At 66.1% G+C, this 15217-nt stretch carries 15 protein-coding genes; 11 read left to right on the top strand and 4 right to left on the bottom strand.

Annotation, left to right across the window (positions count from 1 at the left end):
• Positions 1–88: 88 nt before the first annotated feature.
• From HT578_RS04385 to HT578_RS04335, 11 genes are all read left to right on the top strand, one after another.
• Entirely contained in the window at positions 89–1270 is a 1182-nt protein-coding gene (locus tag HT578_RS04385; protein ID WP_213502315.1) for an acetyl-CoA C-acyltransferase family protein, read from the top strand.
• Positions 1270–1710: a VOC family protein gene (locus tag HT578_RS04380; RefSeq protein WP_213502314.1), complete on the top strand. Its 441-nt coding sequence runs from the start codon at positions 1270–1272 to the stop codon at positions 1708–1710. The genes HT578_RS04385 and HT578_RS04380 overlap by 1 nt, the downstream gene beginning before the upstream one ends.
• Positions 1707–2156: a methylmalonyl-CoA epimerase gene (gene mce / locus HT578_RS04375; RefSeq protein WP_213502313.1), complete on the top strand. Its 450-nt coding sequence runs from the start codon at positions 1707–1709 to the stop codon at positions 2154–2156. Before HT578_RS04380 ends, mce begins: the two co-directional genes overlap by 4 nt.
• A gap of 147 nt (positions 2157–2303) precedes the next feature.
• Positions 2304–2933 (top strand): enoyl-CoA hydratase-related protein, encoded by a 630-nt coding sequence (locus tag HT578_RS04370; RefSeq protein WP_338422165.1) that lies wholly within the window; start codon positions 2304–2306, stop codon positions 2931–2933.
• A gap of 1 nt (position 2934) precedes the next feature.
• Positions 2935–5082: a methylmalonyl-CoA mutase gene (scpA, locus tag HT578_RS04365; RefSeq protein ID WP_213502312.1), complete on the top strand. Its 2148-nt coding sequence runs from the start codon at positions 2935–2937 to the stop codon at positions 5080–5082.
• Between the two features lie 27 nt (positions 5083–5109).
• Positions 5110–5913, top strand: coding sequence for a heme-dependent oxidative N-demethylase subunit alpha family protein (locus tag HT578_RS04360; RefSeq protein ID WP_213502311.1), 804 nt, complete (start codon positions 5110–5112; stop codon positions 5911–5913).
• A 20-nt stretch (positions 5914–5933) separates the two neighbouring features.
• Positions 5934–7208, top strand: coding sequence for an O-acetylhomoserine aminocarboxypropyltransferase (locus tag HT578_RS04355; protein WP_213502310.1), 1275 nt, complete (start codon positions 5934–5936; stop codon positions 7206–7208).
• Between the two features lie 2 nt (positions 7209–7210).
• The gene (gene bioB / locus HT578_RS04350) at positions 7211–8263 is read left to right on the top strand and encodes a biotin synthase BioB (protein ID WP_039392776.1); all 1053 of its coding nucleotides are present in this window, start codon (positions 7211–7213) and stop codon (positions 8261–8263) included.
• A gap of 65 nt (positions 8264–8328) precedes the next feature.
• Positions 8329–10350, top strand: coding sequence for an acetyl-CoA carboxylase biotin carboxylase subunit (locus tag HT578_RS04345; RefSeq protein WP_213502309.1), 2022 nt, complete (start codon positions 8329–8331; stop codon positions 10348–10350).
• 3 nt (positions 10351–10353) lie between these two features.
• On the top strand, positions 10354–10725 hold the full coding sequence (locus tag HT578_RS04340) for a tRNA-binding protein (protein ID WP_213502308.1): 372 nt from the start codon (positions 10354–10356) through the stop codon (positions 10723–10725).
• Positions 10726–10729: 4 nt separating this feature from the next.
• Positions 10730–11512, top strand: a complete 783-nt coding sequence (locus HT578_RS04335; protein WP_213502307.1) for a thioesterase family protein — start codon at positions 10730–10732, stop codon at positions 11510–11512.
• A 6-nt stretch (positions 11513–11518) separates the two neighbouring features.
• Here the strand turns inward: HT578_RS04335 and HT578_RS04330 are convergent, their stop codons facing one another.
• From HT578_RS04330 to HT578_RS04315, 4 genes are all read right to left on the bottom strand, one after another.
• The gene (locus HT578_RS04330; RefSeq protein ID WP_213502306.1) at positions 11519–12913 is read right to left on the bottom strand and encodes a peptide MFS transporter; all 1395 of its coding nucleotides are present in this window, start codon (positions 12911–12913) and stop codon (positions 11519–11521) included.
• A 97-nt stretch (positions 12914–13010) separates the two neighbouring features.
• Positions 13011–13196, bottom strand: coding sequence for a DUF3008 family protein (locus HT578_RS04325; RefSeq protein ID WP_039392781.1), 186 nt, complete (start codon positions 13194–13196; stop codon positions 13011–13013).
• A gap of 307 nt (positions 13197–13503) precedes the next feature.
• Positions 13504–14619 (bottom strand): 3-dehydroquinate synthase, encoded by a 1116-nt coding sequence (aroB, locus tag HT578_RS04320; RefSeq protein ID WP_213502305.1) that lies wholly within the window; start codon positions 14617–14619, stop codon positions 13504–13506.
• Complete coding sequence (locus HT578_RS04315) at positions 14610–15185, bottom strand: shikimate kinase (protein ID WP_039392783.1); 576 nt, start codon at positions 15183–15185, stop codon at positions 14610–14612. The genes aroB and HT578_RS04315 overlap by 10 nt, the downstream gene beginning before the upstream one ends.
• Between the last annotated feature and the right edge of the window lie 32 nt (positions 15186–15217).

Raw genomic sequence — 15217 nt, 5'->3', positions numbered from 1 at the left:
CGGGCCATCGTCCGGGCGCTGGCGCGATGCCGGAAAGGCCGCGCCGCGTCCGGGGCGAACCATCATTTGAAGAGGATAGAGGGCACTCATGGAAGAGATCTACATCGTCAGCGGTACGCGCACGGCGGTCGGCACCTTTGGTGGCAGCCTGGCCTCGTTCCGTCCGGCGGAGCTTGGCGCCATCGCCATCAAGGAAGCCATCGCCCGTGCCGGGATCGAGCCTGACCTGATCGAGAACGTGGTCGTGGGCACGGTCGTCCCGACCCAGCCCAAGGACGCATACGTGTCGCGTATGGCGTCGGTGAACGCGGGCGTGCCGATCTCCTCGCAGGCGATGAACGTCAACCGCCTGTGCGGCTCGGGCCTGCAGGCCATCGTCTCGGCGGCCCAGGCGATTGCGCTGGGCGAGCACCAGTTCGCCGTGGGCGCGGGCTGCGAGGTCATGTCGAATTCCACCCACATGACCAGCGCGGTGCGCAAGGGCGTGAAGATGGGCGGCGTCACCTTCGAGGACGGCATGCTCGGCGCGCTGACCGATCCCTTTGACGACATCCACATGGGCGTCACCGCCGAGAATGTCGCCGCGCAGTGCCAGATCACCCGCGAGGACCAGGACGCGCTGGCGGTCGAGAGCCACAAGCGCGCCGCGAACGCGATCGAGAAGGGCTACTTCAAGGACCAGATCGTCCCGGTCGAGATCAAGACCCGCAAGGGCGTGACTGTCTTCGACACTGATGAGCACGTGCGCGCCGACGCCACGCTGGAATCGATGGCCAAGCTCAAGACCGTCTTCAAGAAGGACGGCACGGTGACCGCGGGCAACGCCTCGGGCATCAACGACGGTGCAGCTGCGGTCGTCCTGGCGAGCGGCAAGGCGGTGGCCGAAAAGGGCCTGAAGCCCATGGCCAGGATCCTGGGCTGGGGCCACGCGGGCGTCGAGCCCACGGTCATGGGCCTTGGTCCGGTGAAGGCGGTTCCGGTGGCGCTGAAGCGCGCCGGGCTGACGCTCGACCAGATCGACGTGATCGAAAGCAACGAGGCCTTCGCCGCGCAGGCTTGCGGCGTTGCCAAGGAACTGGGCTTCGATCCGGCCAAGACCAACCCCAACGGTTCGGGCGTGTCGCTGGGCCATCCGATTGGCGCCACCGGCACGATCCTCACCGTCAAGGCGATGTACGAGCTGAAGCGCACGGGCGGGAAGTACGCGCTCATCACCATGTGCATCGGTGGCGGGCAGGGCATTGCCATGGTCATCGAGGCCTGCGCCTGATGCAGCTGGGCCGGCTCAATCACGTAGGCATCGCGGTCCCCGACATGGAGGCCGCGCTCGCCCACTGGACGGGCGTGATGGGGGCAACCCATGTCCACGAGCCCATCGTGATCGAGCGGGCCGGCATCCTCATCCGCTTCCTTGATACGCCTGCGGGCGGGGCGATGAACGGCACGCAGGTCGAGCTGATCCAGCCGCTGCGCGCGGACAGCACGGTCAGCCCCTTCCTGGCCGAGAACCCGGGCGGCGGGCAGCATCACCTGTGCTTCGAGGTGCCCGACATCCACGAGGCCAAGGCCTGGTTCGAGGCCCAGGGCAAGCGTGTCCTGGGTGAACCGCGCCCCGGTGCCCACGGCCATCCGATCTTCTTCGTCCATGGCGATGACATGGGCGGCATCCTCACCGAAATTCTCGAAACTCCCAAGGAGCCTCAGCCATGAAGCTTGGCCGTCTCAACCATGTCGGCGTCGCGACGCCCGACCTCGATGCCGCCATCGCCTTCTACAAGGACGTGATGGGCGCGGCTGTCGTGACCGAGCCCTTCGTGCTCGAAAGCCAGAAGGTGCGCGTCTGCTTCGTCGAGACGCCGCAGGAGAGCGGAGCGCTGGGCACCACGGGCGGCACGCAGATCGAGCTGCTCGAACCCACCGATCCCGATTCTGCGGTCGGCAAGTGGCTGGCAAAGAACCCGCTCGGGGGGCAGCACCACATCTGCTACGAGGTCGAGGATATTGCCGAGGCCAAGGCCTGGTTCGAGGGGCAGGGCAAGCGGGTTCTGGGCGAACCGCGCGTCGGCGCCCACGGCACGATGATCTTCTTCGTCCACCCCAAGGACATGGGCGGCCAGCTGACCGAGATCATGGAACGTCCCAAGGGGGCGCACTGATGGCTGAGGTTCTCAAGGTCGAGCGGGAGGGCGATGTCGCCATTCTCACGCTCTCGCGCGAGGAGCGCCTGAACGCGCTGACCCCGCGTCTCATCACCGAACTGCGCCTCGCGCTGGAGACGAGCGTGGCTGAAGGCGCGCGCGCTGGTGCTGACAGGCGCGGGCCGGGCGTTCTCGTCCGGCGCGGACCTGCAGGCCGACGGCGAGGACGCACTGCCCGAGGACCTGGGCGAGATCTTGGGCACAACCTACAACCCGCTGGCGCGCACGCTGGCCGAACTGCCCGTGCCGCTGGTCGTGGCGGTCAACGGCCCGGCGGTGGGCGCAGGCATGGGCTTTGCGCTGGCGGGCGACATCGTCGTTGCCGAGCGCTCGGCCTACTTCCTGCTCGCCTTTGCCAACATCGGCCTTGTCCCCGATGCGGGCGCGACCTGGATGGTGGCCAAGTGCGTGGGCCGCGCGCGCGCCATGGAACTGGCGCTGCTGGGCGAAAAGCTCTCGGCCGAAGATGCGCAAGCCATGGGCCTCATCGCGCGCGTGGTCGAGGACGGGACCTCGCTGGCTGAGGCCAAGGCGCTGGCCGCCAGGCTCGCCAAGGGGCCGACGCGGGCGCTGGGGATGATCCGCAAGCAGGTCATCCACGCGCTCGACCACGATTTCGACCAGAGCCTCCGGATGGAAGCGGCGAACCAGAGCGATGCCGGCTTCTCCGAGGACTTCAAGGAAGCGGTCACCGCCTTCCGCGAGAAGCGCAAACCCGAGTTCAAGGGATTCTGAGATGAGCGACACACCCAAGCTGGACGACTGGAAGGCCCTTGCCGACAAGGAAGTGAAGGGCCGCGACCTCACCTGGAACACGCCCGAAGGTATCGCGGTAAAGCCGCTCTACACCGCCGAGGACGTGACCACCGATCCGGGCCTTCCCGGCTTTGCGCCTTTCACGCGCGGTGTGAAAGCCTCGATGTACGCAGGGCGCCCCTGGACGATCCGCCAGTATGCGGGCTTCTCGACCGCCGAGGAATCGAACGCCTTCTACCGCCGTAACCTTGCGGCAGGCCAGAAGGGGCTTTCGGTCGCCTTCGACCTGGCCACGCACCGTGGCTACGATTCCGATCACCCGCGCGTGACCGGCGACGTGGGCATGGCGGGCGTCGCCATCGACAGCGTCGAGGACATGAAGATCCTCTTCGACGGTATTCCGCTGGACGAGATGTCGGTCTCGATGACCATGAACGGCGCGGTTATCCCGTGCCTTGCCTTCTACATCATCGCCGCCGAGGAACAGGGCGTTGCGCCCGACAAGCTGACCGGAACCATTCAGAACGACATTCTGAAGGAGTTCATGGTCCGCAACACGTATATCTATCCGCCCGAACCTTCGATGCGGATCATCTCGGACATCTTCGCCTACACGGCGGACAACATGCCCAAGTTCAACTCGATCTCGATTTCCGGCTACCACATGCAGGAAGCGGGCGCGACGCAGGTCCAGGAACTGGCCTTCACCATCGCTGACGGCATGGAATACGTGAAGTACGGCGTGGCCTCGGGTCTCGACATCGACAAGTTTGCCGGCCGCCTTTCGTTCTTCTTTGCGATCGGCATGAACTTCTTCATGGAGATCGCCAAGCTGCGCGCTGCGCGCACCTTGTGGCACCGCGCGATGACGGAGCTGGGCGCCAAGTCCGAACGCTCCAAGATGCTGCGCACGCACTGCCAGACCTCGGGCGTCAGCCTGCAGGAGCAGGACCCCTACAACAACGTCATGCGCACCACCATCGAGGCGATGGCCGCGATGCTGGGGGGCACGCAGTCGCTCCACACCAACGCGCTGGATGAAGCGATCGCGCTGCCGACCGACTTCTCGGCCCGCATCGCGCGCAACACCCAGATCGTGATCCAGGAAGAGACCGGCATGTGCAATGTCGTCGATCCCCTGGGTGGCTCCTACTACATCGAGGCGCTCACCAGCGAACTGGTCGAGAAGGCCTGGGAGATCATCGAGCGCGTCGAGAGCGAAGGCGGCATGGCCAAGGCCGTGGCGGCGGGCTGGCCCAAGGGCATGATCGAGGAAGCCGCGGCCGGGCGTCAGGCCCGCGTCGACCGGGGCGATGACGTGATCGTGGGCGTCAACAAGTACCGCCGCGATCAGGAAGACCCCATCGAGACCCTCGCGGTCGACAACGCCAAGGTCCGCGCCAGCCAGATCGCGCGCATCAACAAGGTCAAGGCGGGCCGCGATGAGACCAAGTGCCGCGCCGCGCTCAAGGCCCTGACCGAAGGTGCGAAGGGCAAGGGCAACCTCCTGGCTCTGGCTGTCGACGCCGCGCGCGAACGCGCGACGCTGGGCGAGATCTCGGCGGCAATGGAAGAGGTCTTCGGCCGTCACGGTACGATGCCGACGCCGGTGAAGGGCATCTACGGCACGGCGTACGAGGGCGACAGCCGCTACCAGCAGGTGCTCGACGGGGTGGAGGCGGTTTCGCGCCGTCTCGGCCGCGCGCCGCGCCTGTTCGTCGCCAAGATGGGCCAGGATGGCCATGACCGCGGCGCCAACGTGATCGCTTCGGCCTTTGGTGACATGGGCTTCGACGTGGTCTCGGGCCCGCTCTTCCAGACCCCGGAAGAGGCCTGCAAGATGGCGCTCGACAACGAGGTCGAAGTGGTCGGCGCTTCCAGTCTGGCGGCTGGTCACAAGACCCTCATCCCCGAGATGATCGAGCACCTGCGCGAAGCGGGGCGCAGCGATATCAAGGTGGTGGCGGGCGGCGTCATCCCAGCGACCGACTATGACTACCTCAAGGAGCGCGGCGTCCAGGGCATCTATGGTCCGGGCTCCAACGTGGTGGAATGCGCGGCCGACGTGCTGCGCCTGCTGGGCCACAACATGCCACCTGCGGGCGAAGCGCTGGACGCGGCCGAGTAAGCGGCGGGCGGGCGCGGGATAGATACGATGACACTCGGTTTTTCCGTGGAGGCACTCCTCCCCCAGGCGCGGGTCGAAGGGCCCTTGCGCATGGGGCTGGTGCGCCTGCCTGAGGCTGAGTGGCTCGATCCCACGCCCGACCTCGCCGCGCGCGCGGAGGCCTTCGATGCGCACCCGCACAGTGTGATCGCGCGGCCCGAAGCCGCCGAGGCAATTGCCGAACTGGGCGGGTTGCTGGGTGTCGAGGGGGACCTTGAGACCTGCGCACGGGCCTGCTGGGAAGACCTGTGCATCATGGTTCAGGATGCCCCCGGCGTGCCGTTCCGTCTTGCCGCGGCGGCGGTCGCCTTTCCGACCGACTGGCGTCTTGAGGAGAAGATGGGCCTCTCCACAGCGGCGATCCATGCGCCCATCGGCAGGTATGAAGAGGCGCTTGCCAGCGGCGTCGACACGTTCTTGGAGGGCTTGCAGTCCTTCAATATCTTCGGGCGCACCAACGCTTTCGTGGTGGCGAGCGACGCGCTGCGCTATCTGCCCGACATGGCGCCCGAGGCCCGCTTTGCGCATGTAACTCCCGAAAACGCAGGGAGCACGCTCTTCGTGCGCTGCGAGCGTGAGGCGCTGCGCCGTCTCAAGCGCTCGCGCGCGATTGTCTTCACCATCGGCATCTACCGTGCGCGGCTGGACAGCCTGAGTGACGCGGCCCTGGCGCGCATCGCGCGTTCGGTCGAAGGGTTCGGGGCGGATGAAGCCGCGCGCCGCGCCGCGCCGCACTACGCCGATGCCCTGCGCGGCTACGCGCAGCGCCGCCTTGGCGAAACGGTTCAGTGACGAGAGGACAGGAGAGGGACATGACGCACAAGCTCGAGACCATGACCATCCACGCCGGCACCCAGCCTGACCCGGCGACGAACGCACGCATCACGCCGATCTACCAGACGGCAAGCTACGTCTTCGACAGTCCCGAGCACGCGGCCGACCTCTTCGCGCTCAACGAATTCGGCAATATCTATACCCGCATCATGAACCCCACCAACGGCGCGCTGGAAGGCAAGATCGCGGCGCTCGAAGGCGGGGTGGCAGCGCTCTCGACCGCCTCGGGCCATGCCGCGCAGTTCCTGGCCTTCCACACGCTGATGGAGCCGGGCTGCAACATTGTCGCGGCGAAGAAGCTCTACGGCGGCTCGCTCAACCAGATCGGGCACAGCTTCCGAAAGATGGCCTGGGATTCCAAGTTCGTGAACGCGGATGATCCCGAAGAAGTCGCGGCGGCCATTGATGACAAGACCCGCGCCGTCTTCATCGAAAGCCTCGCCAACCCGGGCGGTGTCGTCCAGGATATCGCGGCGATAGCCAGGGTCGCCCATGCAGCGGGCGTGCCGCTCATCGTCGACAACACCATGGCAACGCCCGCGCTCTGCCGACCCATCGAACACGGCGCCGATGTCGTCGTTCACTCGGCCACCAAGTTCCTGGGCGGGCACGGCAATTCGATCGCGGGCCTGATCGTGGACGCGGGCTCCTTCGACTGGAGCGTGGGGGACAAGTACCCCTACCTCTCCGAGCCCAACCCCAGCTACCACGGCAAGGTCTTTACCGAGGCGTTTGGCAACCTGGCCTTCATCCTCGCCTGCCGGGCGCTGGGGCTGCGCGATCTGGGGCCGACACTTGCGCCGCAGAACGCCTTCAACGTATTGACGGGCATGGAAACCTTGGCGCTGCGCATGGAGCGCCACTGCGCCAACGCGCTGCATCTGGCCACGTGGCTCCAGGCCCATCCCAAGGTCGCCTGGGTCAGCTACGCGGGCCTTCCTGAGAGTGACTATCACCAGCTTGCGAAGACCTATCTGGGCGGCAAGGGCGGCGCCGTCTTCACCTTCGGGGTCAAAGGCGGCTATGAGGCGGGCGTGAAGCTCGTGTCCTCGGTCCAATTGTTCAGCCATCTGGCCAATATCGGGGACACGCGCTCGCTGATCATCCACCCGGCTTCGACGACGCACAGCCAGCTGCGCGACGACGAACTGGTCGAGGCAGGCGCAGGGCCCGATGTCGTGCGCGTGTCCGTGGGGATCGAGCACATCGACGATATCGTGGCCGACCTCGCGCAGGCCCTGGAGCAGATTTGATTATGACCGACGCCCCCCACACCGCCCCCCGCAACGACTGGACGCGCGAGGAGATCGCCGCGCTGTTCGACCTGCCGTTCACCGAGTTGGTCTTCCGCGCCGCCGAGGTCCACCGCGCCAACCATAAGGCGAACGAGGTCCAGCTCTCGACGCTGCTCTCGATCAAGACCGGCGGCTGCCAGGAAGACTGTGGCTACTGCTCGCAGTCGGTCCACGCCAAGAGCGGCGTGAAGGCGACCAAGCTGATGGGCGTGTCGGAAGTTCTCCAGCGCGCCGCGCAGGCCGCCGACCAGGGTTCGACCCGCTTCTGCATGGGGGCGGCCTGGCGCAACCCCAAGGACCGCGACATGCCCGCCATCATCGAGATGGTGAAGGGCGTGCGCGCGATGGGTATGGAAACCTGCATGACGCTGGGCATGTTGACGGCCGAGCAGGCGGGCATGCTCAAGGACGCCGGGCTGGACTATTACAATCACAACATCGACACCTCGCCCGAGCGTTATGACGATGTCATCACCACGCGCACCATGGAGGACCGTCTCGACACGCTCTCCAACGTGCGCATGGCGGGCATGAACGTGTGCTCGGGCGGCATCGTGGGCATGGGGGAAACCCGCGCCGACCGCGTCGGCTTCGTCCACACGCTCGCCACGCTTCCCGACCACCCGCAGTCGGTGCCGGTCAACGCGCTTGTGCCGGTCAAGGGCACCGTGCTGGGCGACATGCTGGCCGATACGCCGATGGCCAAGATCGACGATGTCGAATTCGTGCGCACCGTCGCGGTCGCGCGCATCACCATGCCCCACTCGATGGTGCGCCTCTCGGCGGGCCGCGAATCCATGTCCGAGATGACGCAGGCCATGTGCTTCATGGCCGGTGCCAACTCGATCTTCACCGGCGACAAGCTGCTCACCGCCCCCAACGCGGGCGATGACAGCGACCTTGCCATGTTCGAACGCCTGGGCCTCAAGCCCATGGCGATCACCGAGACATCCGCCGATGTCGAAGCCAGCCGCATGCCCAAGGGCTGCGCGAAGCTCGAAGCGGCGGAATAGACGCAAACAGTACGCCAGGGACCGCTCGGCGAGAGCGCCTGTCCGGCAAATTGGAGGAAGAGGGTTTGTTCAAGAAGATCCTGATCGCAAACCGCGGCGAGATTGCCTGCCGCGTGATCAAGACCGCGCGGCGCATGGGTATCGAGACCGTGGCCGTGTACTCCGATGCCGACGCGCAGGCGCCCTTCGTCAGGATGGCGGATGAGGCGGTCCACATCGGGCCTTCGCCTGCGGCGGAAAGCTATCTGATCGCGGACAAGATCATTGCCGCCTGCAAGCAGACCGGGGCCGAGGCCGTGCACCCGGGCTATGGCTTCCTCTCCGAGCGCACCTCGTTCGCCGAGCCGCTGGCCAAGGAAAACATCGCCTTCATCGGCCCGCCCCCGGGCGCGATCGCGGCGATGGGCGACAAGATCGAATCCAAGAAGCTGGCGCGCGAAGCCGGTGTGAACGTGGTCCCCGGCTTTGTCGGCGTGATTGAGGACACTGAGCACGCGGTGAAGATCTCCAACGAGATCGGCTACCCGGTGATGATGAAGGCGTCGGCTGGCGGCGGCGGCAAGGGCATGCGCCTTGCCTGGTCGGAAACCGACGTGCGCGAAGGCTTCGAGGCGACCCGCCGCGAAGGTCTCAACTCCTTTGGCGATGACCGTGTCTTCATTGAGAAGTTCATCGAGAACCCGCGCCACATCGAGATCCAGATCCTGGGCGACAAGCACGGCAACATTCTCTATCTGAACGAGCGCGAATGCTCGATCCAGCGCCGCCACCAGAAGGTGGTCGAGGAAGCGCCGTCGCCCTTCGTCACCGACAAGATGCGCAAGGCCATGGGCGAGCAGTGCGTCGCCCTGGCGCGCGCGGTGGACTACCACTCGGCGGGCACGGTGGAGCTCATCGTCTCGGGCGCGGACCCGACGGGCGAATCGTTCTACTTCCTGGAAATGAACACCCGTCTCCAGGTCGAGCACCCGGTCACCGAGGCGATCACCGGGGTCGACCTTGTCGAGCAGATGATCCGCGTCGCCTATGGCGAGAAGCTGGCGATGACGCAGGACGACGTGAAGATCGAGGGCTGGGCCATCGAGAACCGCGTCTACGCCGAAGACCCCTATCGCGGCTTCCTGCCCTCGACCGGGCGCCTCGTGCGCTACAACCCGCCGGTTGACGGCTGGAGCGATGACGGCACGGCCAATGGCCGCCGGGGCATCGATGGCATCCGCGTTGACGACGGCGTCTACGAAGGCGGCCAGGTCTCGATGTTCTACGATCCCATGATCGCCAAGCTGATCACCTGGGGCGAGACCCGCGACGAGGCGGCCGACAAGCAGATTGCCGCGCTCGATGCCTTCGAAATCGAGGGGCTGGGCCACAACATCGATTTCGTGAACGCGATCATGCAGCACGAGCGCTTCCGTTCGGGCGAACTGACCACGGGCTTCATCGCCGAGGAATACCCCGAAGGCTTCCATGGCGCACCCGCTTCGGACGAGCTCAAGATCAAGCTGGCGGCCGTGGCCGGTTTCATCGCCGCCGCGCGCGCCGACCGTGCGCGCCGCGTCGATGGCCAGCTGGCGACCCCGCTCGATCCGCCGGGTGAATGGACGGTGACGCTTCAGAAGGTGCCCTACACCGTCGTCGTCGAGGAGGACACGATCCTCGTCAACGATGTCGAGGTGGACCTTGCGCTCGAATACACGCCGGGCGACCGCTTCATCGATGCCGACATCGATGGCGAGCCGATCACGATCAAGCTCGAGACCACGCGCATGGGCTTCAAGATGACCACGCGCGGGGCGATCCACACGCTTGACTGCCTGCCGACCCGCGTGTCGCAGCATTCCAAGCACATGATCGAGAAGATCCCGCCCGATCTCTCCAAGTACCTCATCTGCCCGATGCCGGGCCTGCTCGTCTCGCTCAACGTGGGCGAGGGCGACAAGGTCGAGACCGGACAGCCGCTGGCCGTGATCGAGGCGATGAAGATGGAGAACATCCTGCGCGCCGAAAAGTCGGGCACGGTCAAGGCGGTCAACGCCAAGGCGGGCGACAGCCTTGCCGTGGACGCGATCATCCTGGAACTGGAGTAACCCTTGCACCTCGACCACGACGCTGCGGCCGCGCCTGCAGAGACGATCGCCTTCGACGACTTTCTGAAAGTCGACATTCGCGTGGGGACCGTGGTCGAGGCCACGGCCTACGAGGGCGCGCGAAAGCCCAGCTACAAGCTCCTGATCGACTTCGGGCCCGGCATCGGGACGCGCAAGTCGATCGGGCAGGTCGCCGCGCTCTATGAATGCGAGGACCTGGTGGGCAAGCAGATCGCCGCGGTGGTGAACTTCCCGCCGCGCCAGATCGGCAAGGCGATGTCCGAGTGCCTGACACTCGGCTTTGGGGACGAGGAAGGGCGTATCACGCTCTTCTCGCCCGACACGCCCGTTCCCAACGGCGCAAGGTTGGCCTGAGGCGATGCCCGCGCTTGTCGAAATGCTCTCCGGCGCCGAGACGCTGGAGGACGGCTTTGCCCTTACGATCACGCCCGACTGGCAGCAGGGGCGCACCGCCTATGGCGGGCTGACCTCGGCGCTGGCGGTGGAAGCCGCGCGCCGGGTCCTGCCCGAGCCCTTGCCGCTGCGTTCGGCGCAGTTCTCGATGATCGCCCCGCTGGTGGGCCGTATCGAGGCGCGCGCAAAGATCGTGCGGGCGGGCCGCAATGCGGTCTGGGTGACAGCCGAACTGGTGGGGGAGAAGGGAACCGGGTTCCTCGCGAACTGCGTCTTCATGCAACCGCGCGAAAGCGTGCTGGCGCTGGGCGGCTATGCGCTACCCGATGGCCTGGTGCCGTTGGAGGACGCACCCGTCTTTGAAACCAAGGTGCTTCCGGCCTTCATGCAGATGCACTTCGACGTGCGCGTGGCTCTTCCGGCTGATCGCCTTCAGGAGGCGGACTTGTGCTGGTGGGTTCGCGTGCGCGAGCGTGAGGGGCTCGATGCCGATGTCGAGGCGGTGCTGCTGGGCGATGCCCTTCCGCCCGCCGTTCTCCCGCACCTGCCGCCGCGCACGCCGGTGAGTTCGATGCAGTGGCACGTCAACATGCTCAACACCGCGGCTCGGCCGCGCGATGGCTGGTGGCTGATCCGCTCGACCAGCCGCCAGTCGGGGCACGGTCTGGCGAGCGAGGACATCCTGCAGTGGGGCGAGGGCGGCACGCCGGCCGTGGCCGGCATGCAGTCCGTCGCGGTCTTCGCCTGACTGCGATCAGGCGGGGGCCTGATCGGCGAGTGTCTTGCCCAGGAACACCTTGAGCAGCGCGAAAGCAACGAGTCCGAAAGCCGCGCTCGCCACATGCAACAGCCAGAACTGCGTCGTGTCCATCGAGGAATACCATCCGCCCACGATGCCGATGGTCTTGTTCGCGGCGAAGAAGGCCAGATAGTAGATGCCCACGACCGTCGCGTTAAGCGCGCGCGGCGCGATCTTGGTGAAGAGCGCCAGGCTGACCGGCATCAGGTGGGCAAAGCCGATCGAGTTGAAGAGGTGGAACAGGACCGGCCAGAACAGGCCGATCTTCACGTCTGCCGGGGTCGTGGCCGAGGCGACGACAAGGCACAGGCCGCCCACGATCACGAAGACCGAGCCGATCACCATCTTGCCCAGTTCATCGGGCTCGGTACCGGTGCGCTGCGCGCGCCACTTCCAGAACCAGGCGACTGCAACCAGCATTGAGAAGGCAAGCGCGGCATCGATCGTGATCATCCACGAGGTCGGCACCTTGTGGCCGAAGAAGGTGAGGGCAAAACGTTCGTCGGCCCAGACGAGGTAGGCGTTGAAGATTTCCTGGTTGGTCAACATCGCGATGGCGAGCACGGGTACGAGCACGGCGAGAGTCGCGAGGCGCGGCACATCGGCGCGGGTGAGCTTCGCCCCGTCCTTGGCCGCATCGCCTCCCGTAGCGCTCTCGCCCGGCAGCCAGGGGCGGGCTTTCAGGTAGATGAGAAGGCCGATCACCATGACCACGCCCGCAGTGCCGAAGCCGTAGTGCCAGCCCAGCTCCTCGCCTGCGGTGCCCGCGACGAGCGGGGCGGCGATGACCGAGACGTTGATCGCGATGTAGAAGATCTGGAAGGCCATCGCGCGGCGCAGGTCCCCGGGGCCGTAGAGTTCGCCCACCTGGCTGGCGATATTGCCCTTGAACAGGCCCACGCCAATGACCAGCGCGATGAGCGCAAAAAGGAACAGTCCCTCGAACGCCATGAGGAAGTGGCCCACCGACATGATGACGGCGCCCGCGACAAGCGCCGCGCGGCGGCCAAGCCAGCGGTCGGCGAGGATGCCGCCCAGCACCGGGGTCAGGTAGACAAGAGAGGTGTAGTCGCCGAAGATCGCCGAGGCGAGCGGCTGGCCCTCAAGCCCGCTGTAATGCACCGAACGCAGCCAGGACAGGCCGACCACGTTGCCCACGTTCTCGGGCAGCAGCAGGTACTTGACCATGTAGAGCACGAGCAGCGTCTGCATGGAGTAGTAGGAGAAGCGCTCACACCCCTCGACGAAGGACAGATAGCCCAGGCCCTTGGGGTGGCCAAGGAAGGCGCGGTCGTCGCGTGAGGGTACTTCGTCGTGTTCGAAATCGGGTGTCGCTTCGGGGGCTGTCATGCAGGGGATGCTCGCGTAACTTTCTTATGATTGCGGGCACCATTACCACATGTTTGCGCAATGTCATGGGGGAGCCTTCCGGCACCTTTGCGTGCGCTCAGCCGTCCTTGCGTTCGGGCTTTCCACTGCGCCGGGTCGAGGCCATGTCCTCGAGTTCGGCCTCGCTCATGGTCTCGACCATCTCGCGCGAGGCGCCTTGCAGTTCGGACTTGGGCGTTTCGCCGCGCTTGGCCGAAAGGGCCGCGCCTGCAGCTTTCTGCTGGGCCTTGGACTGGGCTTTCATGGGATATCTCCTTTTGCAAAGGAGAATGCGGCAGGGCATCGGCCCGTTCCCGAAGCGGGGTATGGCACCCGGCACGGACGGCGGCAGGCCGTGGGGACCTGCCGCCTGTGCATGCCGCTGTCAGGGGGATTCGCGAAGTGGCATGCGCGCCGCTCCCCGATCGGGCCTCGGGGTCGGCCTACAGGTATACATACTCCCATTTCCTGACGGCTTTGCGAACAGCACGCGCGCACGGTCGCACGCCGCACACATGTCGTCGTCTTTTGGGGGTGGCGGTAGTTCAGGGGAACTTGGTGCCCCCTGAAAACTACTTAATCGGGCGGGCCAGTTCACTGTCGAGGAAGGGGGCTACATCGGAAAGGTCGACCTGCTTGTCGAGGTAGGTCTTGCCGATTCCCTGCATCAGGAGGAAGGGCAGGGTGCCCGCGTCCATCTTCTTGTCGTGGAGCATGTGGCGCACGAGCGCGGCGCCGTCGCAGGTAAGGCCAAGCTCGGCGATCTCGGCGCGCAGGCCGACCTCGGCGATGTGGCGGGCAACGCGCTCGGCACTGGCCGTGCTCATGTGGCCCAGACGCGCCGAGTAGCGCGCGGCGAGCACCATGCCGAGCGCCACGCCCTCACCATGGAGGAGCTGGCTCGAAAAGCCGGTTTCGGCTTCCAGGGCGTGCCCGAAGGTGTGCCCCAGGTTGAGCAGCGCGCGCTTGCCGGTGGTCTCGAACTCGTCCTCGGCCACGATGCGCGCCTTGGCGGCGACCGAGTGGGCGACCGCATATTCGCGCAGTGCGCCGTCGCCCGCCAGCATGGCGGGGCCGTTCGCCTCGCACCAGGCGAAGAAATCGGCATCGTCGATCAGGCCGTACTTCACGACTTCGGCGTAGCCTGCCAGCCGCTCGCGTTCGGGCAGGGTGTCGAGCACGGCAAGGTCGGCCAGCACCAGCGAGGGCTGGTGGAAGGCACCGACGAGGTTCTTGCCCGCAGGCGTGTTGATGGCGGTCTTGCCGCCCACGCTCGAATCGACCTGGGCGAGGAGCGTCGTGGGGATCTGGATGAACTTGCAGCCGCGCTTGAGGACAGCCGCGCAAAAGCCGGTCAGATCGCCGATCACGCCGCCGCCCAGCGCGATCACATGGTCGCGGCGCTCGACTTCGAGCGACAGCAGCCAGTTCACCGTGGCGGCCAGTTCGTCCCAGCACTTGGTCTGCTCGCCCGCAGGCAGGATGCGCCAGTGGACCTCGTGCCCGTGCGCGCGCAGCGAGGCCTCGACGATGTCCCCCCAGGCCGCGTGCACGTTCGCATCGGTGATGACAGGAACGGCGCGCTTGCGCAGAAAACCCCGGCACTCGGCACCGATCTCGGCAAGGAGGCCCTGGCCCACGCGGACCTCGTAGGGGCGCTGAGCGATGTCGACACGGATCACAGCCATTGGGTAAGTTCCTGCAAGACCTTGTTGATTGTCTGGACGTGGGGCCCTTGTCCGCTGACGATGTGGATCGGGGCCTGCGCGTAGAAAGGCTGGCGGGTCTCGCGCAGCCGGCTCAGGATCTCGCGCGGATCGCCGTTCTGGAGAAGGGGGCGGTTGTCCTTGCGCGCGGTGCGCTCGACCAGGGTATCGACGTCGCTGTCGAGCCAGATCGTGACCGCTTTTTCCAGGATGAGTGCGCGGGTTTGCGCGTTGACGAAGGCCCCGCCGCCCGTCGCGATCACGATGCAGCCTTCGTTCTCGGCCATGAGGCGGGCGATCACGCGCCGCTCACCATCGCGGAAATAGTCCTCGCCGTAAGTTTCGAAGATTTCGGGAATGCGCATCTGTGCCGAGCGTTCGATCTCGTCATCGGCGTCGACGAATGGGCAGTCGAGGATTGAGGCGAGGCGTTTGCCCACGCTCGACTTGCCGACTCCCATCATGCCGACGAGCACGATGGGCCGATCGATCTGGCGAGCGAGCGCGGATATCTCCTGCGCCGAGTAGCGGGTCTGTTGAACGTCCATTGCCCCACCGCCTATAGTTGCGCTAGGTCGCA

Source organism: Novosphingobium decolorationis (genome assembly GCF_018417475.1).
Lineage (GTDB): Bacteria > Pseudomonadota > Alphaproteobacteria > Sphingomonadales > Sphingomonadaceae > Novosphingobium > Novosphingobium decolorationis.
This window is presented reverse-complemented; position numbering and strand designations above follow the sequence as displayed.

Coding starts and splice junctions, on each gene's coding strand:
- HT578_RS04360 (WP_213502311.1), top strand. CDS start 5,110: ATGACACTCGGTTTTTCCGTGGAGGCACTCCTCCCCCAGGCGCGGGTC.
- HT578_RS04335 (WP_213502307.1), top strand. CDS start 10,730: ATGCCCGCGCTTGTCGAAATGCTCTCCGGCGCCGAGACGCTGGAGGAC.
- aroB (WP_213502305.1), bottom strand. CDS start 14,619: ATGGCTGTGATCCGTGTCGACATCGCTCAGCGCCCCTACGAGGTCCGC.
- HT578_RS04325 (WP_039392781.1), bottom strand. CDS start 13,196: ATGAAAGCCCAGTCCAAGGCCCAGCAGAAAGCTGCAGGCGCGGCCCTT.
- bioB (WP_039392776.1), top strand. CDS start 7,211: ATGACCGACGCCCCCCACACCGCCCCCCGCAACGACTGGACGCGCGAG.
- HT578_RS04330 (WP_213502306.1), bottom strand. CDS start 12,913: ATGACAGCCCCCGAAGCGACACCCGATTTCGAACACGACGAAGTACCC.
- HT578_RS04355 (WP_213502310.1), top strand. CDS start 5,934: ATGACGCACAAGCTCGAGACCATGACCATCCACGCCGGCACCCAGCCT.
- HT578_RS04385 (WP_213502315.1), top strand. CDS start 89: ATGGAAGAGATCTACATCGTCAGCGGTACGCGCACGGCGGTCGGCACC.
- HT578_RS04380 (WP_213502314.1), top strand. CDS start 1,270: ATGCAGCTGGGCCGGCTCAATCACGTAGGCATCGCGGTCCCCGACATG.
- scpA (WP_213502312.1), top strand. CDS start 2,935: ATGAGCGACACACCCAAGCTGGACGACTGGAAGGCCCTTGCCGACAAG.
- mce (WP_213502313.1), top strand. CDS start 1,707: ATGAAGCTTGGCCGTCTCAACCATGTCGGCGTCGCGACGCCCGACCTC.
- HT578_RS04315 (WP_039392783.1), bottom strand. CDS start 15,185: ATGGACGTTCAACAGACCCGCTACTCGGCGCAGGAGATATCCGCGCTC.